The sequence below is a fragment of the Pseudoalteromonas sp. NFXS53 genome (assembly GCF_056629255.1).
The window spans coordinates 25,260-38,428 of record NZ_JBWVBR010000009.1 but is presented as its reverse complement, the minus strand read 5'-3'; the positions used below and the strand labels follow the sequence as shown (position 1 = coordinate 38,428).

At 38.4% G+C, this 13,169-nt stretch carries 18 protein-coding genes; 10 read left to right on the top strand and 8 right to left on the bottom strand.

Features of this window, described 5'->3' with window-relative positions; genetic code table 11:
- Nucleotides 1–9: 9 nt before the first annotated feature.
- Nucleotides 10–1,962, top strand: coding sequence for a methyl-accepting chemotaxis protein (locus AC1HJP_RS11185; RefSeq protein WP_480361890.1), 1,953 nt, complete (start codon nt 10–12; stop codon nt 1,960–1,962).
- A gap of 36 nt (nt 1,963–1,998) precedes the next feature.
- Here the strand turns inward: AC1HJP_RS11185 and AC1HJP_RS11180 are convergent, their stop codons facing one another.
- Entirely contained in the window at nt 1,999–2,388 is a 390-nt protein-coding gene (locus AC1HJP_RS11180) for a winged helix-turn-helix transcriptional regulator (RefSeq protein ID WP_480361889.1), read from the bottom strand.
- A 105-nt stretch (nt 2,389–2,493) separates the two neighbouring features.
- Between AC1HJP_RS11180 and AC1HJP_RS11175 the strand changes: the two genes are divergently transcribed.
- From AC1HJP_RS11175 to AC1HJP_RS11165, 3 genes are all read left to right on the top strand, one after another.
- Nucleotides 2,494–2,973, top strand: coding sequence for a nuclear transport factor 2 family protein (locus AC1HJP_RS11175; protein WP_480361888.1), 480 nt, complete (start codon nt 2,494–2,496; stop codon nt 2,971–2,973).
- Nucleotides 2,974–3,120: 147 nt separating this feature from the next.
- Nucleotides 3,121–3,438, top strand: a complete 318-nt coding sequence (locus tag AC1HJP_RS11170) for a heavy metal-binding domain-containing protein (protein WP_480361887.1) — start codon at nt 3,121–3,123, stop codon at nt 3,436–3,438.
- Nucleotides 3,435–3,938 carry a GNAT family N-acetyltransferase gene (locus AC1HJP_RS11165; protein WP_480361886.1) on the top strand — a complete coding sequence of 168 codons (504 nt, stop codon included), beginning with the start codon at nt 3,435–3,437 and terminating at the stop codon, nt 3,936–3,938. The genes AC1HJP_RS11170 and AC1HJP_RS11165 overlap by 4 nt, the downstream gene beginning before the upstream one ends.
- A 38-nt stretch (nt 3,939–3,976) precedes the next feature.
- Here AC1HJP_RS11165 and AC1HJP_RS11160 read toward each other — a convergent pair whose 3' ends face one another.
- The 4 genes from AC1HJP_RS11160 to AC1HJP_RS11145 form a co-directional block, all read right to left on the bottom strand.
- Nucleotides 3,977–4,108 carry a hypothetical protein gene (locus AC1HJP_RS11160; protein WP_480361885.1) on the bottom strand — a complete coding sequence of 44 codons (132 nt, stop codon included), beginning with the start codon at nt 4,106–4,108 and terminating at the stop codon, nt 3,977–3,979.
- Nucleotides 4,109–4,153: 45 nt separating this feature from the next.
- Complete coding sequence (locus tag AC1HJP_RS11155) at nt 4,154–4,330, bottom strand: hypothetical protein (RefSeq protein ID WP_480361884.1); 177 nt, start codon at nt 4,328–4,330, stop codon at nt 4,154–4,156.
- Nucleotides 4,331–4,543: 213 nt separating this feature from the next.
- A complete protein-coding gene (locus AC1HJP_RS11150; protein WP_480361883.1) occupies nt 4,544–4,927 on the bottom strand; it encodes a hypothetical protein in 384 nt (127 codons plus the stop codon).
- Nucleotides 4,928–5,071: 144 nt separating this feature from the next.
- Entirely contained in the window at nt 5,072–5,641 is a 570-nt protein-coding gene (locus AC1HJP_RS11145) for a TetR/AcrR family transcriptional regulator (protein WP_480361882.1), read from the bottom strand.
- An 88-nt stretch (nt 5,642–5,729) separates the two neighbouring features.
- Between AC1HJP_RS11145 and AC1HJP_RS11140 the strand changes: the two genes are divergently transcribed.
- The 4 genes from AC1HJP_RS11140 (at nt 5,730) to AC1HJP_RS11125 (ending at nt 7,999) form a co-directional block, all read left to right on the top strand.
- A complete protein-coding gene (locus tag AC1HJP_RS11140) occupies nt 5,730–6,179 on the top strand; it encodes an HPP family protein (RefSeq protein ID WP_480361881.1) in 450 nt (149 codons plus the stop codon).
- A gap of 45 nt (nt 6,180–6,224) precedes the next feature.
- A complete protein-coding gene (locus AC1HJP_RS11135) occupies nt 6,225–7,061 on the top strand; it encodes a DMT family transporter (RefSeq protein WP_480361880.1) in 837 nt (278 codons plus the stop codon).
- Nucleotides 7,062–7,139: 78 nt separating this feature from the next.
- Complete coding sequence (locus tag AC1HJP_RS11130) at nt 7,140–7,469, top strand: DMT family transporter (RefSeq protein ID WP_480361879.1); 330 nt, start codon at nt 7,140–7,142, stop codon at nt 7,467–7,469.
- Between the two features lie 59 nt (nt 7,470–7,528).
- Entirely contained in the window at nt 7,529–7,999 is a 471-nt protein-coding gene (locus tag AC1HJP_RS11125; RefSeq protein ID WP_480361878.1) for a hypothetical protein, read from the top strand.
- Between the two features lie 55 nt (nt 8,000–8,054).
- On the opposite strand, the gene AC1HJP_RS11120 is transcribed toward AC1HJP_RS11125, so the two are convergent.
- Nucleotides 8,055–8,654 (bottom strand): FMN-dependent NADH-azoreductase, encoded by a 600-nt coding sequence (locus tag AC1HJP_RS11120; RefSeq protein WP_480361877.1) that lies wholly within the window; start codon nt 8,652–8,654, stop codon nt 8,055–8,057.
- A gap of 160 nt (nt 8,655–8,814) precedes the next feature.
- On the opposite strand from AC1HJP_RS11120, the gene AC1HJP_RS11115 reads away from it, so the two are divergent.
- Complete coding sequence (locus AC1HJP_RS11115; protein ID WP_480361876.1) at nt 8,815–9,672, top strand: pirin family protein; 858 nt, start codon at nt 8,815–8,817, stop codon at nt 9,670–9,672.
- 39 nt (nt 9,673–9,711) lie between these two features.
- Here the strand turns inward: AC1HJP_RS11115 and AC1HJP_RS11110 are convergent, their stop codons facing one another.
- Nucleotides 9,712–10,764 (bottom strand): fatty acid desaturase family protein, encoded by a 1,053-nt coding sequence (locus AC1HJP_RS11110; protein ID WP_480361875.1) that lies wholly within the window; start codon nt 10,762–10,764, stop codon nt 9,712–9,714.
- Nucleotides 10,761–11,804, bottom strand: coding sequence for a flavin reductase family protein (locus AC1HJP_RS11105; RefSeq protein ID WP_480361874.1), 1,044 nt, complete (start codon nt 11,802–11,804; stop codon nt 10,761–10,763). Before AC1HJP_RS11105 ends, AC1HJP_RS11110 begins: the two co-directional genes overlap by 4 nt.
- Before the next feature lie 197 nt (nt 11,805–12,001).
- Between AC1HJP_RS11105 and AC1HJP_RS11100 the strand changes: the two genes are divergently transcribed.
- Nucleotides 12,002–13,105 (top strand): EAL domain-containing protein, encoded by a 1,104-nt coding sequence (locus AC1HJP_RS11100; RefSeq protein WP_480361873.1) that lies wholly within the window; start codon nt 12,002–12,004, stop codon nt 13,103–13,105.
- The last annotated feature ends 64 nt before the right edge of the window (nt 13,106–13,169 follow it).

Here is a 13,169-nt window from a genome sequence, read left to right as displayed (position 1 = left end):
GGTGATATTATGAGAATGCGCCAAAAGCTGATCATCAGCTTTGTTTTAACCGTCATTATTCCAATATTCGCTATTTCTATTGTGAGTATTTCACAGACCAAGACAGAGTCTCTAGAACGCTTCGTCGATAGTTCCAGTAGTGAAATTCGACAAGTTGAAAACACCTTTAATTTATTCTTTGATCAAATGAAGAATAATGCTCGTTTTTTAGCTCAAAGTAATACCGTCATTTCAGTATCAGAAAATACTTCTACCTATTTCGGTGCCGAAAAGATGATGGACCCACGCTCAGCAGGTAAAGAAGAAGCTGATATTTTTGAGCTATTTGAATCTTTCGGGCAGACCCACGAAGAACTCCTATTTGTTTATTTAGGCACTCAGTATGGTGGCTTTATTCAATATCCCGCTGAGCCACTGGGTAATTACGACCCAAGAAAGCGACCTTGGTATCAACAAGTTTCACAAAATCCGAATAAAGTTATTGTTACTGAGCCCTATCAAGGGGTCACAGGACAAGCAATGGTGAGTGTGGCAACGGCGATTAAAAAGTCTGGGCAAACAATTGGTGTGCAGTCATTAGATGTCACTTTATCTACCTTAACAGACATCGTCAGTAATATTCGAATTGGCGAAACTGGCTACTTGATGTTACTAGACGGGCAAGGCACCGTACTGGCCGATCCTAAAAACCCGGCAAATAACTTTAAATCTTTAGATAAGCTCAACTCCCCTATTTTTAATGCAATTAAAGCAAATAAAAATAAACCACTCATCAATATAGAATCAGATAAAAAAACCATGGTTGGTAAACTTTATCACTCAGATGAATTAAATTGGACCTTCGTTGCAATCATAGATGAGGCTGAAATTTTATCTTCTGCTTACAACATGTCATACAGTATCAGCATCATTGCTGTAATTATGTTGGTTGTATTTGTTGTCATTGCCATCGTATTAGCTAATAAAATTGTTTATCCAATCGAAATGGTTTCTGAAGGCTTAAAAGAGATTGCGCAAGGCGAAGGGAATTTGTCAAAACGCTTAAAAGTGATTGGTAAAGATGAAATCAGCGAATTGGCATCTTGGTTCAACCAATTTTTAAACTCTATTAATGAATTAGTGAAAGACATTCAAAACAATGCGGCTACATTAAATGACGAAGCCCAAGGGTCTAAATCTCGCATCAACGAAATTCGTGAACGATGCCATACACAGCTAAATCAATCAAAACAGGCAACACATACAACCGAATCGGTTGAGAGCATGGCTATCACCATTAGTCAAAACTGTGGCGACGCCTTAGAAGCCATTCAAACGACTGATTCTCATGCCCAAAATGGTAATGGCTTAATCAAACAAACCGTTGCTCAAGTAGCACAATTACATAGCTCTTTGGGTAATTCTGCAGGCGCAATGAGTGAACTTGAAAAGCAATCAAATAACATCACCAACATCTTAGAAGTTATACGCAACATCGCCGAACAAACCAACCTACTTGCCTTAAACGCTGCAATCGAAGCTGCACGTGCTGGTGAGCAAGGCCGCGGTTTTGCTGTTGTTGCAGATGAAGTCAGAACATTAGCGCAGCGCTCTCATGATGCGACGCAAGATATTGAAAAAGTACTGACAGAATTGATTGAACAAACGCGCAGCGTGTCGCAGCAAATGACTTCAAGTGTTGCTGACTCTGAACAAGCAATCGAACGTTCAGAACAAGCTCACCAAAGCTTTGATGAAATCGCCAACTCTGTGCAACTGGTGCAAAATTTTATTGCCCAAATCGCCGAGCAAGCGCAACAGCAAGGTCATGCAGCAAGCGAAACCAAACACACCATCTCAGGGGTCAATGATTCAGCGCAACATGTTGGACAAGCTGCAGATAATTTATCGGCTGGCGCGACTCAATTAGTTGAATTGGCAAATAACCTTAACCGGCTAGTAGGTCGTTTTGACATAAACTAACTTGCTAAGTGAGTGAAGCTAGACTATCAGCTTCACTCATATGTTTTTTTTAAATTGCTCAATGACACTATTTCTGTCGTCATTGATTTTATCCACTAGGCCTTCTGGAATATGCGTATCAAGAGCATATTTGGCACTCCATACAATCATATCTAGAAGAATGGGTAACATATCAATGCCCTTTTCTGTCAGTTTGTATAGCTTTTTCCTTTTATCTTGCTCACTCGCATGTTTTGAAACCAGCCCTTCTTGTTCTAACTTTTCTAAACGCGTAGATAAAATATTGGTCGCCATTTTTTCATCAGAATTTTGTAAATCTGAATAAGTTTCTTTTCCAAAAAAGAGCATGTCCCTCAATATCAACAAACTCCATTTGTCGCCTACCAAATCTAATACTTTCGAAATCGGACAGTTAGATCGTTTCATTATTTATTTCCTCCATTACACAAATACAGTTTAATTTAACTTGCACTTTGCAAGCAAATAAATTAACTTGCATTTTGAAAGTTAATTTTAACCAGAGGATTTTACATGGCATCACCTAAAATCAAACTAAGTAATTTAGTTAAATCTCATTGGAATGAAACAGACACCCAAAAGGCTTCTCTTGCTGTTGAGTTTGTTCAGCTTCTTATGAATGAGCATAACTTTGATCAAGTCTTGGCTAGGTTCGGAAAAAATGGCTATAAGCAGCATAATCAAACCATTGCGGATGGGATTGAAGGCGTTATAACAGCAATCAAAACACTCACAAAAAGTGCCCCAGAGTTTAGTTACGATGTAAAACACGTTTTTGTAGATGGCGATTATGTAATATTGCACTCTCATGTCACTTTAAAAGCGAAACATCGTAATAACCCGAAACAAGGGATTAATATCATTGATTCTTGGAGAATCGAAAATGGCGATCTAGTTGAACACTGGGACGCAGTGCAAGGGATCAGTTTTTCTATGCGCCTATATGCGCTTCTGACTGGTGGAAAAATACTTAATAGAAATGGCATTTTCTAAACACAATGCAAATTTAATAAGTTTTTGTCTCGCTGTTAGCAGAAAATAATTTACTAATGGCCATCAAACTCAATAACCCGATTTACTTTTTTAAGAATAAATGTTCTTATTTTAAGAACAAATTAAATGGCTAACTTTAGGTATTTTATGATTTTTTCAACCACTGAAACGATCCCTGGCAGAGAAATAGAGAGTATTGTTGGTGTTGTAACCGGCAACGTCGTACAAGCAAAACATATTGGTCGAGACATCATGGCTGGATTAAAAGGCATAGTCGGTGGAGAGATCCGTGGCTATACCGAAATGTTGAGTGAAGCCAGAGATATTGCGATTGAACGCTTGGTCCAAAATGCCTCAGACAAAAACGCCGATGCCATCGTTGGAATAAGATTTACCACCAGTACCATTATGGATGGTTCTTCTGAAATTATGGTTTTTGGTACGGCAGTCAAGTTTAAACAATGATGCAAAACAAAAGCGTAACTTTAAGAGATTTTCAGCTCTCCGATAAAGAAAAGTTGCTGCAGGTACTAAACAACCCGCTCGTGACACAATATTTATCTAGTAAAATTCCTAGTCCCTATACTGAGCAAGATGCCGTTTGGTGGATTAATGAAGGCAGCCGAGAAGGCTTTGTTAAAGCAATATGCTACGAAGGAAAGTTTGTTGGCTGCATTGGTGTCAATCCCGGGGAGTTTGAGTATCAACGTTGCGCAGAACTTGGTTATTGGCTAGATAGCGACTATTGGAGAAAAGGTATTACTTCAGAAGCGATTTCACTTCTAGTTAGTGATGTCTTTAGTAACACAGACATTGTTAGAATTTTTGCTTCTGTGTTTTCACCCAATATTGCATCAAAACAACTTTTGTTGAAATCAGGTTTCTTTCCTGAAGCAGTATTAAAAACAGCAATTTTTAAGGATGGAAGATTCTACGATAATCACATGTTTGCAATGCTAAAATAATCAGCTCAATAGCTAGAGTGTTTAAAAAAACCATAAATTCAAACAACAAAGTCAATTTGCTGAATAAGCCCGGCTTTGCCATCACTATCTACATAAAAACCAGATTTTCTAATTGCGCCTTGTAATTTACCCTCTGCTCTAAGGTTAAAAGGTGTCTCAACATTTTTCACCGATATCGCCCCGATATTAGCTTCTTCTAAGCTAATTAATTTATCTTATTGGGCATTTTTGACCCACAGTCTCAGGCTATCAAATATGTCGTCATTTTCATCAATGAAACCATTTTGGTCATTATCGAACTGAATCAAAACTGCAAATCCATTGCCACTGAGTGCGCCAAATAGCTCAGTTCCATCGTCTATCTTGTTATTACCATTTCTGTCAAATGCCAAATACCCATAACCTTTTTGTAGTTGAGAAAAAGTGTCATTTTTTCCGTCGGCATCTATATCGAAAGAAGTTTTAGATGTATCTAGCTGAACCGCTTTATTGGTGAAACTAATAAGGAGAGGGTCTTTAAACTCTAAAGATTCTATATTTCGCTGATAACTTGTGTGGGACTGCTCAAATGAGATTTTAAAGGCAAACTCGATTTCTTTACCCTCTTAGAGTGTTAGTTTGCCATTCAAGCTAAGTACATTCGCTTGGCTTTCATGTTTGAGTGTTTCGACTACCGCATGGGCTGGGCGGTTTTCGTCAGATGCATTTGCTTGTTCAACAAGCTGTGTCATTTCGGCATGCGAAATATCTTTCCCGACTATCCAATCTATCTTTTTTCCTGTTAGTTTTTGCACTAACAACTTCAAAACATACATCTGTGCACTATCGCCATTCAAGATGTCTTCAGTTTGTTTATTTTCAAGCGCAGCAGGTGATTCGAGGTTTTGTTCCACGTTTTGCTCTAGATTGACCTCAGTGCGCTTAACACTTTGTTTCTTAGTACCTTGATATTGATTCGACAGAGTCAGTTCTGATTTGTCAATTTTCATAAAAGCATCCATTCAACTGTAAATAGACTTTTATCGGCAGAGTAAGAATTATATTGAGCAAAAAACAGACAACCCACTGCAACCGAGTGCATATCTAATCGTCAATGCATTATGAAAATAAAAGGCTAAATTACAAAACGCGCCCTAGTTGTCAGTGAGTTTTAAAAGAGACTGAATACAAGTGCGCGTATAATGACTTTCGGCAGGGTTTAAACTCGATTGCACGATGGCCCCCTCTTTTAATGTACAAATTAAATCAAGCAACTCATTGTTTGTACTGTTCAAATATTGACTAATTAGCGCTTTAACTTGCAGCTTATGTTCTAAACAAAAAATTTTGATTTCGTCAGCAAAGGTAGCAGATTCAGCGGCTGTGTTGATAAAAAAACAGCCTCTAAATTCACCCAATTGCTCAACTTTACTGTCGAACCAAGTTTGTAATGCATTAAACAAGCAATGGATTAACTCACTGTTTGATTTGGCATGTTGAATCTCTGTTTCTAGCCAACTCATAAAAATCTGGTGCCTGTACTCTAAGGCTGCGAGCAATAATGCTTCTTTACTCGCAAAATGATTATAAAGCGTGCGTTTAGCAACTCCTGACTCTTTTAATACTTCATTTATACCGATGCTATTGACGCCATGTTTATAAAAAAGCTTAAGCGCAGTCTCTATGAGGAGTTGTCGTTTTGGATTCATATTGTGTTCTGACATTGACAAAAAGTACGTTGACAATAGTAGACCGAGCTGTCTACCATTGCAAGTAGACAAATTGGTCTACCCTCAGTTACAAGGAACTCTAATGAGAAATATTGTTTTATCAATTACCGCAGGCATAGGTGCATTTATTGCCATCGCACTCCTTTCATTTTTAGACACGCACGCATCGTCTGTGGTGTTATTAATGGCGCCGTTTGGAGCGACCGCTGTGCTGGTTTTTGGCGTGCCTGAAAGCCCGCTTGCACAACCAAAAAATGTCATTTTTGGGCATTTAATCACGGCGTTTGTTGGCATTTTATTCTTCCAAGTGTTTGGCAGTGATCCTATTTATTTGGCGCTTGCTACTGGCCTTGCCATCAGTTTGATGCTCATAACGAAAACGACGCATCCACCAGCTGGGGCTAACCCTTTATTGATTATGCTTGCAGGAGAAGGTTGGGACTTTCTGTTTACCCCCGTCTTGATTGGTGCTGTTATGTTAGTGATTTGCGGAAAATTAACGCAAATTAGCGTGAGAAAATTGCTACATTAACGGTCTTAGCACTTTTAACTCATTCAACACTTAAGGCCACCCAATATGAAGGCAGGAATTTTCACTTTGTTCTCGCTGCTCGCATTTGCAGGAAATTCCGTGTTATGTAGAGTTGCATTAGGAGAAGAACAAATTGACGCTGCAGGGTTTACTGCGGTCAGATTAATCTCTGCAGCTTTTTTTTTATATTTATTATTCAGCTTTAAACGGATTGAAAAACCACTGCTGAGTTATGGACATTGGTGGTCTTCATTAATGTTGTTTATTTATGCTATTTGCTTTTCTTTCGCCTATTTAACCTTAGATACAGGAACTGGTGCATTAATATTATTTGGTTCTGTTCAAATTTGCATGTTAACGGTATCCAAGCTAACAGGAGAACGGTTTTCTTCGCTAGAACTCATTGGATTAGCTATGGCAGTTATCGGGTTTATTTATTTGGTCTTACCGACTCTTTCAACTCCTTCTTTGTCAGGTTTTGTGCTAATGGCAATGTCAGGCATTGCTTGGGGGTTTTATACACTCGCAGGCAAAAAATCACTGCAGCCAAGTTTAGACACAACGATGAATTTTATGAGAACCATACCATTGGCCATGATAACGCTGCTATTTATTGATTTTAGCTCTATCACAAATAAAGGCCTGGTTGTTGCCATCTTATCTGGTGTTGTGACTTCGGGTATTGGTTACATAATTTGGTATAAAGCACTCCCTTTATTATCAAATATGCAAGCCGCTGTAACACAGCTTTTAGTTCCCGTTATCGCAGCCTTTGGTGGGCTGGTATTTATATCAGAGCCAATATCTATGCGACTTGTCGTCGCTTCGATACTTGTTTTAGGTGGTGTACTCTTGGTGGTGATTGCAAAAACACAAAAATAGCCAAGTTAATTAAGTTATCTTATTAACTAATCAAACTTTTACGAGTAAACTCCGCTCTCTTTTTGTCGTGGTATATATATGGCTTGGTTTTATTTAACTATTGCAATTGTATCTGAAGTGATTGGCACATTAGCGCTAAAATCATCTGATGGTTTTACTCATTTGGCTCCTAGTACACTTTGCATTATTGCTTACTCTATTGCTTTTTATTGCCTTTCATTGGTTGTGAAGGATGTGTCTGTAGGTGTTGCCTATGCCATCTGGTCTGGCGCAGGCATTGTTTTGATTACAGCATTAAGTGCTTTACTATTTAAGCAAACACCTGATCTTGCTGCAATAATCGGTATGACTTTAATAATTGCGGGTGTGATAGTTATCAACATCTTTTCAAAATCAGTGTCTCACTAACATATTGTCTCCACATTGTTGGATTATTATCTTGGTAATATTCAAACAATGGACAAGTTATGTTTATTCCTAAACTTCTCGCTAATAGACTGTTTTTACTTTTAATAAGCTTAGTGGTTTCGACCATCATAGCTATGTTGATGTTTCATGAGTTGCAGTTGATGTTCTCGGAGTTAACACTAGAGCACCTTCATGAGTTGAAAGAAGACGAAGAAGGTATAGCAATATTATTAGTCGGTTTTGGTGTGTTGCTTGAAGGCAGAAATATTTTACAAAACTGGGTAGCTGGTCAAGAGGTTGAAAGCTCTGAAACTACGCACCAATGTGAGTATTACGGTTTTATTTTATTATCACTTGGATTGTTTATTGAGATTTTTGACCAAATCACCAGCCTTATTAATAATCCTCTTTTCTTATTTTGGACTGAAGTCATCGTAAATTACCCGATTAACATCTATGCCTTGTTTTTACTCATTAAAATCATGTTTGCACTCGTCGACCCTGAATTAGACGCAAAAGCAGCGCATTAAATCTGATCACCAACAGGTCGGTTCTAAAACCTTCCTGTTGGTTACTACTAAATGGCTATAGCTCAGAGATAAGCTCATTCATGTGTTTCTTTGCTGCTGCCAGACTTTCATCTTTAACTGGCATATTTAGGCCCTCAGCATAAATAAACTCAACGTCTGTGATCCCTAGTAGTGCAAAAAACGATTTAACATGTGTAGTTTGAGAGTCGTTATCAGTACCTGCATAAATTCCGCCACGCGCAGCTAATACTATCACTTTTTTATTTGCTAAAAGGCCAACAGGGCCTTGCTCTGTGTATTTAAAGGTAACACCGGCTCTTGCGATTCTATCCATCCAAGCTTTAACCTGTGAAGGCACACCAAAGTTATACATAGGTAGGCCAATCACCAGTAGATCGCTTTGCTGTACTTCTTTGATCAAATTATCAGATAAATCAGCCAACGATTTTTGTTCACCGTTTCTCTGCGCTTCAGGCGTCATCCAAGCAAGCATTTCTGTTTGCTTTAAGTGTTCCAACGGCGCTTTAACTAGGTCGCGATGTGTAACTGTTAACTCAAACTTATTTGATAATCTATCGACAAACTCATTGCTCAATACATAAGAATTGCCAGCGTCATGATTAATTGATGTGTTAATTAGTAGAACATTTTTCATCTGTATGCACCTTAAGTCATTTCATTAACACCAGTCTAAGCTTGGCAGCTAAGGTTGAACAGCTATGAATTTTGAATACTCTAATCAAAATTTTTGAATAGATTAAAAGGGTATTTTGCACCTATGCTGTAAATAGTTAATCACCTGATTTGAGTTACTTATGGCATTAAAATTATCCGCAACAGAGCATGATATTGGTGGCCTAAACGTAAAACGTTTACTTCCCCACATGAAAAAACGCATGGTTGGTCCATTTATATTTTTCGACCATATGGGCCCGACTAGTTTTTCTCAAGGTGAAGGGATTGATGTCAAACCGCATCCACACATTGGCCTTTCCACTTTAACTTATTTAATCGAAGGTAAAATTTTACATAGAGACTCATTGGGTAATAATTTAGAAATCGCACCGGGTGATGTGAATTGGATGACAGCTGGTACAGGTATTACCCACTCTGAAAGAGAAAGCGTCGAAACAAGAGCAAGCGAACATGGTCTAAACGGCTTGCAATCTTGGATTGCCTTACCAGCACAGCATGAAGATATTGCGCCTGCGTTTACTCATGTGAAGCGAGAAGCCCTGCCCCAAATAGCTAAAAATGGTGTTATGACCCGCCTAATAGCGGGTAATGCCTATGGTTTAAGCTCACCAATAAAAACCTATTCAGAGATGTTCTATCTAGATGTAATTGGTACTCAAGGTAAAACAATTGATGTACCCAACCCAGACTTTGAAACCGCACTCTATGTTTTATATGGCCAAGTCACGGTCAATGACGAGACTATCTCTCCAAATGAGCTTGTATTATTAGAAGATACAGAAACAACGATTAAGTTTTCTAAAAACAGCCGTGTTATTTTGCTGGGTGGAGAGCAATGGCAGAATGTGCCTTATATTCATTGGAACTTTGTATCGTTTAGTAAAGAAAAAATAGAACAAGCAAAACAAAACTGGATAGCTGGTAAATTTCCAGAGATCCCATCTGATAAACTAGAGCGTGTGGAGTATCAAAGATAAATCTCCCTCAGCCAAATTTTAACTGAGGGAGTCGCTTTTCTAAGGAAATGAATAACGAATAATACGTTTTAAGACTGAGCCGTATTGGCGCCAAAATCCGCCCGTATTGTAGTGAATACCATGTTGCTGAAAGATTTGTTGTACTTTCGGGGCTATTTCAGGGTAACGCTTCGCCGGTAAGTCTGGAAACAAATGGTGTTCAATCTGAAAGCTTAAATGCCCTGTTAAGATGTGAAACCATGTGCGGCCTTTGAGGTTTGATGAGCCCAAAGCCTGGCGGTAATACCACTGCCCTTTGCTTTCGTTTTTACACTCTTCTTCTGTGAACGTATGAACATGCTCAGTAAAATGACCGCAAAAAATGATGGTTGAGGTCCATAAGTTTCTTAATAAATTTGCTATTAAGTTGCCACAAAAAACCCACAGAAATAGCGGCCCTGCTAGAATTGGGAAAATGACATAATCTTTAACCAGTTGCTTAGCTCCTTTACTAAAGAAACGTTTTTTCAGCTCAGCGTGTGATACTTTGTTATCTCGGTTGTCTTTCTTTTTACCAAAGAAAACCCGCTCAGCCGCCATCTCATGATAAGACACGCCCCACTGAAAAAGCACACTCAGTAAAACGTAAGTAATAAACTGCCAAAGGTTTTTCACACGCCACCTGAAGTCATTCGATAGCCTCAAAAGGCCATAACCAAAATCTCTGTCTTTGCCGATAATATTGGTATAAGTATGATGTTCGTAGTTATGAACCCTGTTCCAACTACTGCCATCACAGGCAATATCCCATTCATAGGCACGAGAATTAATGAACTTGTCGTTCATCCAGTCATATTGACCATGCATCACGTTATGACCAATTTCCATGTTGTCTAAGATCTTGCCTACCGCAAGACTTAAGACCCCCACCACCCAAAGTAATGGCTGCCAAAATCCTAACATCAGTAAAATTCTGCCGCTCCACTCAAACACTCTCTGCCAAACAATGACTTTACGAATATAATTCGCATCTTCTTGTCCGACTTTTGCTTTTACTTGTTGTTTTACTTCATCGAGTTGCAAGGCTAACTGGTCAAAATTCACTTGTTTCATAGTTCTAACTCCAAATCTGTCATGGCTTGAGTCACACACAATTGGATAAGCTCTTCGCTGTTATCTGATAAACGGCCATCACGCATATCTCTTACAATGCCTTTCTTTTTCACACACTGACATTGATGGCAAATACCCATACCACAGCCATACATCACAGGTTCATTGTGCGCTTGAAATTCACTTAATAACGAATCTTGATTGCTAACTTCTAAGTCACCATGATTGAGTTTTACGTTGAATCGTGCAGCTTCATTTATGGATTGAGTAGGCTTAATTGCTTGAAAGTGTTCTGCTCTGATGGGTATTTGACGTGACTTACAGAACTTTTCAGCTTCAACGTACATTTCTTGTGGCCCGCAGACGAGGAGTTCGTTGGTATGCTCTACTGAAACAAACTCGGTAAATGAGCCGTGTTCACTACGATTAAGTAGTTCAAAACTAAAATTAGGAAGTTTAGTCAAAAGCTTCTCCAAAACATCCACCATTAAATGCGCGTTTGACTTTGCGTAATATAATAAATGGACGTGTTGGTGCGTGTTTGTCTGTAAGTCATCCAACATTGCAATGAATGGAGTTATACCAGATCCACCTGCTAAAAAAGTCGTATGATTGCTTTGCTGATCAAATATGAACTCTCCCTTTGGCTTTGAAATATTGACCCAGCTGTTCATAGCTAACTCTACAAGGTATGGAGTGAAATTCCCCTTACCGTGAGTGCGGATCACCAGATCAATTAAGCCCGTTTCTTTTAATTTTTTCGCACCAGACGCGATGGTGAATACCCGAGAAATCAACCGGCCTTGTTGCTCTATTGTCAAAGAAATGTGCTGACCAGCTGTGTGAATTGGCCACTTTTTCTCTGGTTTCAAGGTTATTTTAAGCGCATTTTCGCTAAGTACTCGAATACCTTTAACCTGTGCCCTAAAAAAACCACTTCTCCATGCTGGTTTGAATACTTGTAAAACAGGCTCTAAATAACCTGCTAAATCATTGTAATGAAATAAATTGTTTGAAATAAATCGTGAGATATTTTGCATGTCTAAACCATTTTAGCTTACACGTGTACGCCCATTGAGCGCACAAGTGTAAGCTCAAAATTTATAAATGCAAATATTTTTGAACAATCACACTATGGAGCGAAATTTTTAGGAATTTGAACAGTAAAACTTTTATATGGATCTAAACTCATTATCAAACCGTAAGGTTATGAGGTTATTCTTAAAGGAGACACCTGATGTACTGTGCAGATTGCGAAAAGATAGAAAATTATTTTTATAGCGAAACATGTTTTTGGATATTTTTCCCTACAATAGAAAGTGTCAATAAAGCCATTGTGTTTTGTGGCCAAAATCATTACCAAGCAGTACAGAAAGATGAAAAATGCCTAGCCATTACCATTAAACATGCGCAAATAAAACGTTTTCTGTTTGGTTTATATGGTGAATTTGAACCTTCTGAACTGGCCTGCACGAAGATAACGACGACAGATGGTAGTGAACTTTCGATTAGCGATATGGGTAAAATCGTCACTGCTGAAGTTTTAATAAATCGTTTTAACAGTGCGTGGATCTCACAATCTATTGATGACGAAAAGTATGAAACACACTTTCAACCGATTTTTAAACTTGAGAATAACGAGATAAAGCCTTTTGCCTTCGAGGGGCTTTTTAGGATCAAAGATGAATTTGACAACATAGTGCCACCAGCACATGTCTTTAAACTCGCTGAGAGCTCAGATCTGTTATTCTCTGTTGATTTAGTTGCTAGACGCTCAGCGGTGTCTCATTTCAGTAAATCACAATTAAATGGCAAACTCTTTATAAACTTTGACCCATCAAGCATCTATGACCCCTCATATTGCTTACGAGCGACCGCTTCAGCAATTAATGCTTTAGGCATAAAACCCGAAGATGTTGTTTTTGAGATTACCGAAACTCATAGTGTTCAAGACGAGTCTGTAATGCGTGGCATACTTAATTTTTACAGAAATGCAGGATTCGGTGTTGCTTTAGATGATATAGGTTCAGGCTGGTCAGGGTTAAATATGCTGCACAAATACCGCCCTGATTATGTAAAAATTGATATGGATTTAGTACGAAATTTAGATACAGAACCTTACAAACAAAGCATCGTTAAGCACTTGGTGCAAATAGCTAAAGACAACAACATCAAAGTGATCGCGGAAGGAATCGAGACCCAAGGCGAATTTGAGATTTTAAAGTCTTACAACACAGACTTCTATCAAGGTTTTTTACTACAAAAACCAGCTTTGTTTGAATCTAATGTCAGTGATGAAAGGTCCAAAGAAATAGACAATATTTTACGAGGAATTAAGTAATCCATATGTTTAAAAAATGGATTGCTAAAATTTTATAATTAGCAATCTAAACACACCTTTATAA

What these genes read in the sequence shown, in the direction of transcription:
- AC1HJP_RS11185 (WP_480361890.1), top strand. Translation starts at nt 10, where the DNA reads ATGAGAATGCGCCAAAAGCTGATCATCAGCTTTGTTTTAACCGTCATT.
- AC1HJP_RS11180 (WP_480361889.1), bottom strand. Translation starts at nt 2,388, where the DNA reads ATGAAACGATCTAACTGTCCGATTTCGAAAGTATTAGATTTGGTAGGC.
- AC1HJP_RS11175 (WP_480361888.1), top strand. Translation starts at nt 2,494, where the DNA reads ATGGCATCACCTAAAATCAAACTAAGTAATTTAGTTAAATCTCATTGG.
- AC1HJP_RS11170 (WP_480361887.1), top strand. Translation starts at nt 3,121, where the DNA reads ATGATTTTTTCAACCACTGAAACGATCCCTGGCAGAGAAATAGAGAGT.
- AC1HJP_RS11165 (WP_480361886.1), top strand. Translation starts at nt 3,435, where the DNA reads ATGATGCAAAACAAAAGCGTAACTTTAAGAGATTTTCAGCTCTCCGAT.
- AC1HJP_RS11150 (WP_480361883.1), bottom strand. Translation starts at nt 4,927, where the DNA reads ATGAAAATTGACAAATCAGAACTGACTCTGTCGAATCAATATCAAGGT.
- AC1HJP_RS11145 (WP_480361882.1), bottom strand. Translation starts at nt 5,641, where the DNA reads ATGTCAGAACACAATATGAATCCAAAACGACAACTCCTCATAGAGACT.
- AC1HJP_RS11140 (WP_480361881.1), top strand. Translation starts at nt 5,730, where the DNA reads ATGAGAAATATTGTTTTATCAATTACCGCAGGCATAGGTGCATTTATT.
- AC1HJP_RS11135 (WP_480361880.1), top strand. Translation starts at nt 6,225, where the DNA reads ATGAAGGCAGGAATTTTCACTTTGTTCTCGCTGCTCGCATTTGCAGGA.
- AC1HJP_RS11130 (WP_480361879.1), top strand. Translation starts at nt 7,140, where the DNA reads ATGGCTTGGTTTTATTTAACTATTGCAATTGTATCTGAAGTGATTGGC.
- AC1HJP_RS11125 (WP_480361878.1), top strand. Translation starts at nt 7,529, where the DNA reads ATGTTTATTCCTAAACTTCTCGCTAATAGACTGTTTTTACTTTTAATA.
- AC1HJP_RS11120 (WP_480361877.1), bottom strand. Translation starts at nt 8,654, where the DNA reads ATGAAAAATGTTCTACTAATTAACACATCAATTAATCATGACGCTGGC.
- AC1HJP_RS11115 (WP_480361876.1), top strand. Translation starts at nt 8,815, where the DNA reads ATGGCATTAAAATTATCCGCAACAGAGCATGATATTGGTGGCCTAAAC.
- AC1HJP_RS11110 (WP_480361875.1), bottom strand. Translation starts at nt 10,764, where the DNA reads ATGAAACAAGTGAATTTTGACCAGTTAGCCTTGCAACTCGATGAAGTA.
- AC1HJP_RS11105 (WP_480361874.1), bottom strand. Translation starts at nt 11,804, where the DNA reads ATGCAAAATATCTCACGATTTATTTCAAACAATTTATTTCATTACAAT.
- AC1HJP_RS11100 (WP_480361873.1), top strand. Translation starts at nt 12,002, where the DNA reads ATGTACTGTGCAGATTGCGAAAAGATAGAAAATTATTTTTATAGCGAA.